This window comes from Peribacillus sp. P4_C12 (assembly GCF_056402095.1).
This window is the reverse complement of record NZ_JBFUIB010000178.1, coordinates 1-7,018: the sequence shown is the minus strand read 5'-3', so window position 1 is coordinate 7,018 and position 7,018 is coordinate 1. Positions and strand designations below refer to the sequence as shown.

General features: G+C 41.4%; 7 protein-coding genes. All 7 read left to right on the top strand.

Annotated elements, in window-relative coordinates:
• Window positions 1-1,189, top strand: a 1,189-nt coding sequence (hpaB, locus tag AC1DUW_RS17810; RefSeq protein WP_477643099.1) for a 4-hydroxyphenylacetate 3-monooxygenase, oxygenase component, incomplete at its 5' end; no start/stop codon positions are given.
• Between the two features lie 16 nt (window positions 1,190-1,205).
• Window positions 1,206-2,189 carry a 3,4-dihydroxyphenylacetate 2,3-dioxygenase gene (gene hpaD / locus AC1DUW_RS17805; RefSeq protein WP_477643098.1) on the top strand — a complete coding sequence of 328 codons (984 nt, stop codon included), beginning with the start codon at window positions 1,206-1,208 and terminating at the stop codon, window positions 2,187-2,189.
• 41 nt (window positions 2,190-2,230) lie between these two features.
• Complete coding sequence (locus tag AC1DUW_RS17800) at window positions 2,231-2,704, top strand: flavin reductase family protein (protein ID WP_053346339.1); 474 nt, start codon at window positions 2,231-2,233, stop codon at window positions 2,702-2,704.
• 25 nt (window positions 2,705-2,729) lie between these two features.
• The gene (locus AC1DUW_RS17795; protein ID WP_477643097.1) at window positions 2,730-3,626 is read left to right on the top strand and encodes a cytidyltransferase; all 897 of its coding nucleotides are present in this window, start codon (window positions 2,730-2,732) and stop codon (window positions 3,624-3,626) included.
• A 69-nt stretch (window positions 3,627-3,695) separates the two neighbouring features.
• Entirely contained in the window at window positions 3,696-5,105 is a 1,410-nt protein-coding gene (locus AC1DUW_RS17790) for an aldehyde dehydrogenase family protein (protein ID WP_477643096.1), read from the top strand.
• Window positions 5,106-5,154: 49 nt separating this feature from the next.
• The gene (locus AC1DUW_RS17785) at window positions 5,155-5,493 is read left to right on the top strand and encodes a DUF485 domain-containing protein (RefSeq protein ID WP_053346336.1); all 339 of its coding nucleotides are present in this window, start codon (window positions 5,155-5,157) and stop codon (window positions 5,491-5,493) included.
• 4 nt (window positions 5,494-5,497) lie between these two features.
• The coding region (locus tag AC1DUW_RS17780) for a solute symporter family protein (RefSeq protein WP_477643095.1) at window positions 5,498-7,018 on the top strand (1,521 nt) is incomplete at its 3' end.

The window sequence follows — 7,018 nt, the reverse complement described above, 5'->3', positions numbered from 1 at the left end:
TGACAAATCATTTTCACGGCAATATTCCAGGTATATTAACGTCGGTATGATGGCGTACGGTGCGGCTGCTGAAATGTTCGGGAAACAAGATCCGATGTACGCCAAGAATATGGAAAATTACCTGGAATATTGCCGTGAAAATGATTTGTCATTAACACACACGTTAATTCAGCCACAAGTAAACAGAGGGGTCAATTCCGCTCAGCTTCCAGATCCGTATATTGCTGCACGGATTAAGGAAAAGACGTCGGAAGGAGTCGTCATTAAAGGGGCACGTCTATTAGCTACACAGGGCGGCATCACTGATGAAATTATGGTATTCCCTTCTACATTATTGAAACAGTCAGAGGAAGAAAACCCATATGCGTACGCATTTTCCATTCCGAATAACACACCAGGCTTAAAGTTTATTTGCCGAGAATCATTTGATTACGGAAAGTCTAATTTCGACCATCCACTCGGTTCTAGGTATGAAGAAATGGATACAATTGTTGTCTTTGATGACGTCGTGGTTCCATGGGATCGTGTTTTCTCACTTGGTGACGTCGCTGTCTGTAACGAAGCATACAACGCAAGTAACGCCGTTGTTCATATGACGCATCAAGTTGTATCGAAAAACGTAGCAAAAACAGAATTTATACTCGGTATTCTTCAGTTGATGGCAGAAACAATCAATATCGGGCAATACCAGCATATCCAGGAAAAAATCTCGGAAGTCATTATAGGGCTTGAAACAATGAAAGCCTATGTCACGGCATCAGAGGCTAATGCAAAGTTAGATAAATGGGGGACGATGACGCCTGACTTCGCGCCGCTAAACGTTGCGCGCCACTACTTCCCGAAACTTTACCCGCGCTTCACTGAAATTATGCAGTTGATGGGTGCAAGTGGCTTGATGGCGATTCCGAATGAAGCTGATTTTCACTCTGAAATTCGTCCGGATCTGGATAAGTATTTACAATCCGCTACGGGTAATGCTTACGACCGTGTTAAATTGTACCGCCTTGCCTGGGATGTATGCATGAGTTCATTTGGTTCGCGACAAACACTGTATGAGCGTTTCTTCTTCGGGGATCCGGTACGCATGGCCAGCATGCTTTACAACGGTTATGACAAACAAGTATATGTGGATCGCGTCAAAGAATTTTTAAGCCGTTCGGAAGAGCTCGTTAAAATAACTAATAATTAAAGGAGGATGAACAGTAATGGATTTTAACATTATCCGAATTGCTAGAACAGTTATTAATGTAAAGGACTTGGATCRMTCAAGAGATTTTTATGTCAATGCATTGGGGCTCATTGAAACGGAAAGCAATGATGAGTATATCTATTTAAGAGGGCTTGAAGAGCATACACATCACAGTTTGGTATTGAAAAAATCAGAGAAGCTGGGCGTTCACGCCCTTGGATACAAAGTAGAAAAAGAGGAAGACCTAGATCGCATAGCGGAATTATTCCAATCAAAAGGATTGAAGACGAAATGGCTGGAAGAAGGAACACAACATGCTCTTGGCCGCGCTCTTCATGTTCATGATACATCGGGGATGCCACTTGAGTTTTTTTGCAAAATGGACAAAGCCGAGCGCTTGATCCAGCGTTACGACTTATATAAAGGGGCCAGAATTCAGCGCATTGACCATGTGAACTGCGCGGTACCGGATGTAGAAAAGGCGTATGACTTCTTTATTAAAGAATTAGGTTTTGCCTGCTCTGAATACACGGCAACAGAAGATGACCGTATTTGGGCAGCCTGGCTGCATCGTAAACAAACCGTTCATGACCAGGCGTTTATGAACGGAGAGGGTCCTCGCCTTCATCACTTTGCCTACTGGCTTCCGGATCCATTAGCACTCATTCACTGCTGTGATGTCCTTGCTTCTCTTGGGTATGCGGAAAGCATTGAAAGAGGTCCAGCTCGTCACGGATTGTCGAACGCGTTCTTCCTGTACTTGAGAGATCCCGATGGATACCGCATTGAGCTATATAATGGAGACTACTTAACGAGTGATTCTGATTTTGAACCGGTACGTTGGGATTTGAATGATCCAAGACGCCAAACGTTCTGGGGAGCAAAAGCTCCGGATTGCTGGTTTAATGAAACATCACCGTTTTTGGACATTGAAACTGGAGAAGAAGTCCAGGCAACGGCACCGACGCTGGAACAGCGCAAGCCTGAATTCATTATTTAAAAAGTTTTTTAAAAAATTATGAAAAGAATGGAGGGGTACGTATGGATGATCGTACATTTCGAAATGCCATGGGTAAATTCGCGACAGGTGTTACGGTAATTACAACTGATCTGGATGGCGAAGCACACGGGATGACAGCGAATGCCTTTATGTCAGTATCGCTGAACCCACGACTGGTTTTAATCTCAATTGGGGAAAAAACAAAAATGCTGGACAAAATTAATGAATCCGGGAAGTTTGCCGTTAATATTTTGTCGGAGGAACAGCAGGAAGTATCCATGTTGTTCGCGGGACAAATTAAAGAAGAACGGGAAGCGGAATTTGATCGACTTAATGAAGTATCAGTCGTAAAAGACGCACTGGCGAATATCGTCTGCCGTGTTTATGGAAAACAGGTGGCCGGTGACCATACACTTTTTATTGGTGAAGTGGAAGACATTATTCTCCGTGAAGGTACTCCATTAACCTTTTTTGAAGGGAAATACGGAAAGATCGTCGAACGTCAAGTAACTTAAATTCAGAGAAAGGAGAGGGCAAACGATGGAAACGATTTATATTCAGCACCCGATCGCGGAATCAATCGCCACTGAAATGGAATCTTGTGTTCTGGCCCTTGGATTTTTCGATGGAGTTCATATTGGTCACCGAGGAATTCTTGAAACTGCAAAAAAAATGGCCAAGCAAARACAATGTACATTTGGGGTCATGACGTTTTATCCGCATCCAAAAGATATTCTGTTTCCCGACCGGGAGCCAATGACTTATTTAACACCGCTGCCTGTAAAAGAAGAACGGTTTGAAAAGTTGGGCGTTGAAAAGTTATTTATCGTTGAATTTAATCCAGACTTTGCCCGTCTTTCACCTGAAGATTTTGTTGAACAATATATTACAGGACTTCGATGTAAACATGTGGTGGCCGGTTTTGATTACCACTATGGCTCTAAGGGATTGGGAAATATGGAAACGCTATCAAATCATAGATTAGGAAAGTTTGATGTTACAACTGTGCATAAAATTGAGCATGCGAGTGAAAAAATTAGTTCTACGGCAATTAGAGAGTTGCTGGCAGGTGGCCATGTAAAAGTAGTTCCCGATTATCTAGGTGAGTTTTATGAAGTTCATGGGGATGTAAAACAAAACTCTCTTTTCTATAAAAATCATCAATTTATTAAAGTGTCGATAGATAAAGAATATCGAGTACCTAAACTTGGTGTATATCATATTCAGGTTGAATTGGATGGTCATATATATGAAGGAACTTGTCACCAAATTTCAATACATGATCAACGATCCTCAATATTGCTTCAATTGAATGATTGTTTCGTAGATACCTCAATGAAACGGGTCAAAGTTAAATGGATTGACTATATATACGGAAAACAAAATGAAGCATTCGGCGTAAATGAATACACCCAAAAAGATGAACACGTCATTTAATTTCCCATAATGGCGCTTTGAGTAGAAAGGGGATGGAGTACTACTATAAGTACGAAAATTAAAAAAGATTTGTACATTGATGGAACCTGGAAAGAAGCATCGGTATATACAGATTTAACGTCACCTTTTTCTGGAGAGGTAATCGCACAGATTCCTTCAGCTAATGACAAAGAAGTTAATGAAGCCATTGAAGCAGCGATTCGCGCTAGAAAAGTTATGGAAAAGATGCCTGCCCATGAACGTGCTGCTATTCTTGAACGATTAGCAGCTTTATTAGAGCAAAATGCAGAAGAAGCGGCGAAAATTATTGCTTTGGAAGCAGCAAAACCGATTACTACTGCGCGGGATGAAGTGAACCGGACTATTCAAACGTATAAATTTGCAGCGGAAGAAGCGAAACGCATTCATGGAGAGACTCTTCCGCTGGATGCAGCACCTGGCGGTGAAAACAGAGTGGCGTACACTGTGCGAGAACCGATTGGTGTAATCGGAGCCATCACACCGTTTAACTTTCCGATGAATTTAGTTGCCCACAAAGTTGGACCAGCCATTGCGTCGGGAAATACGATCGTTTTAAAACCGGCTTCTCAAACTCCACTATCTTCTTACTTTTTAGCGGAATTACTTCAAGAAGCAGGATTGCCTGCTGGTGCTTTAAATGTAATTACGGGGAGCGGCAAAAAAGTAGGGGACAAGTTGGTGACAGATGACCGAATTGCAGCGATTACCTTTACAGGAAGTCCGGCTGTGGGAATCGGCATTCGAAACAAAGCGGGGTTAAAGCGTGTAACACTAGAACTTGGTTCTAATGCTGCATTAATTATTGACAAAGGCATCGATCTCAATAAAATAATTGACCGTTGCATTAAGGGAGCCTTCGCGTTCCAAGGTCAAGTTTGTATTTCTTTACAGCGCATATATATTCACGAAAGCTTATATGAACCATTTGTCCAGAATTTTGTTAAAGCCACAAGACAAATCCAAGTTGGTGATCCATTAGATTCAAAAACGGACGTTTCAGCGCTTATTTCAAAAGGAGATGTTCAACGGACTCTAAATTGGATTCACGAGGCGAAACAACAAGGAGCCGAAGTAGCAACAGGGGGAACAGTAGAAGGGAATATTCTACTGCCAACTGTTTTATTAAATGTAGAGTCTTCTCTGAAAGTCTCATGTCAGGAAGTATTTGCCCCAATTGTTGTAATCAATAAAGTTCAATCAGTAGAGGAAGCCATTGAAGAAGTAAATGACTCTAAATTTGGACTCCAGGCAGGGATTTATACCAATAATATTCATACGGCCCTGCATGCAGCTGAAAAACTTCATGTTGGAGGTGTGATGATTAACGATATTCCATCATTCCGTGTAGATAACATGCCTTATGGAGGGGTAAAAGAGAGTGGTGTTGGAAGAGAAGGAATTAAATACGCCATAGAAGAAATGACAGAACTGAAACTAGTTGTTTTTAATCGAAATTAAAGAATAAGTTTTCCTAATTCTAGTGAAAAGAAGAGGTGCAAAGCAAATAATGGAACTACATGAAAAAACGACGGCTAAATATCATTCATTGGATTATGAAAAAATTTGCGCCTCCTCCGAGTTTCAGGAACTACTGGCAGCAAAAAAGAAATTCATCATTTTTACAACAGTTTTCTTTCTCGGGTTCGCCTTGTTGCTTCCTGTTTTCGCTTTCTACTCGAATTGGCTGACAAAACCGTTCTACGGTTCCATTTCTTGGGCATGGCTTTTTGCCTTTGCTCAATTTGTGATGACATGGATCATATGTGGGCTTTATGTAAAAAAGGCTGCAGTGTTTGATGAGATGGCAGCACAGGTGTTGAGTCAAGCAAGAGAAGGGAGAAGTTGAATAAATGGATATTAAAGTAGTATCAATGTTTCTCTTAGTGGTACTTATTACTCTTCTGATCACTTTTTATGCATCCAGAAAAACGAATAATGCCAGTTCGTTTTATACTGCCGGCGGTGGTTTGAAAGGATGGCAAAATGGGTTTGCTATCGCGGGAGACTTTATGTCGGCTTCGTCTTTTTTGGGGTTGATCGGTGCGATAGCACTCGTTGGTTATGACGGATTTTTTCTCATGTACGGTGCGCTCATCTCGTATCTTGTCGTCTTGCTTCTCGTCGCCGAACCGCTTCGTAATTTAGGGAAATACACCCTCGCTGATATGATCGCAGAACGTTTTAATTCGAAAAAAATTCGCGGAGTGACTGCATTTAATGCGTTAACCATCTCTGTTTTTTATATGCTTGCTCAATTAGTTGCAGCAGGTGCTCTTTTTAAATTACTGCTTGATATTAACTATGAAGTATCGGTTATTCTAGTCGGACTAGTGATGCTGACATTTGTTATTTTTGGCGGGATGACGGCAACAAGCTGGGTACAGATTACAAAAGCATTTTTGCTCCTCGGTGGGACCTTTTTTATTTTTATTTTGGTCATGTCTAAGTTCGACTTCAATTTTATTCGCATTTTTGAAGAAATGAAAACAGCAACTCCATTGAGCGGTGCGTATCTCGATCCGGGTGCAAAATATACAAATGGACTTGATGCGATTTCATTGACACTTGGATTGATTCTTGGTACAGCAGGCTTACCACATGTGTTAAGCCGCTTTTTAACTGTTCCAGATGCAAAAGTCGCAAGAAAATCAGTTGTATATTCGATCTGGATTATCGGTTTATTTTATGTCATGGTGATTTTTCTCGGTTTTGCAGCAGCCCGGTTTGTCGGAGCAGATACAATTATGGCAGCAAATCCGGCCGGGAATATGGCAGCCCCTTTACTGGCCGAAATGTTAGGTGGCGACACATTATTTGCAATTATTTCAGCTGTTGCATTTGCGACAATTTTAGCTGTTGTAGCAGGTATTGTTGTGACAGGAGCGACCGCCTTTTCACATGATTTTTACAATGAGATATTAAAAGATGGTAAGGCTTCAGAAGCGCAACAAGTACGTATGGCTAGAATTGCATCGATCGGAATTACAATCATTTCGATTTTCATAGCACTGTTTGTTCAAAATATGAACGTAGCTTTTCTAGCTTCATTGGCGCTAACTGTAGCAGCCAGCTCCAATTTGCCGGTCATTTTATTTACGGTCTATTGGAAACGCTTTAATATCACGGGTGCGATTACTGGTATACTCGTRGGCTTAATTGGAACAATGGCGCTTGTAGCCGTGAGTCCGAATATTTGGAATCCAGTACCCGGTGCAGCTTTATTTGTGGGTGAGCCGTTATTTCCATTAACGTCACCGGGGATTTTGTCCATTCCGCTCGGTTTTCTAGGCGCATACTTAGGTACCATTTTATCCTCTAAAAAGGAGCATACAGGAAATTTCCAGGAAATATTGGTGAAGTCTAATACAGAC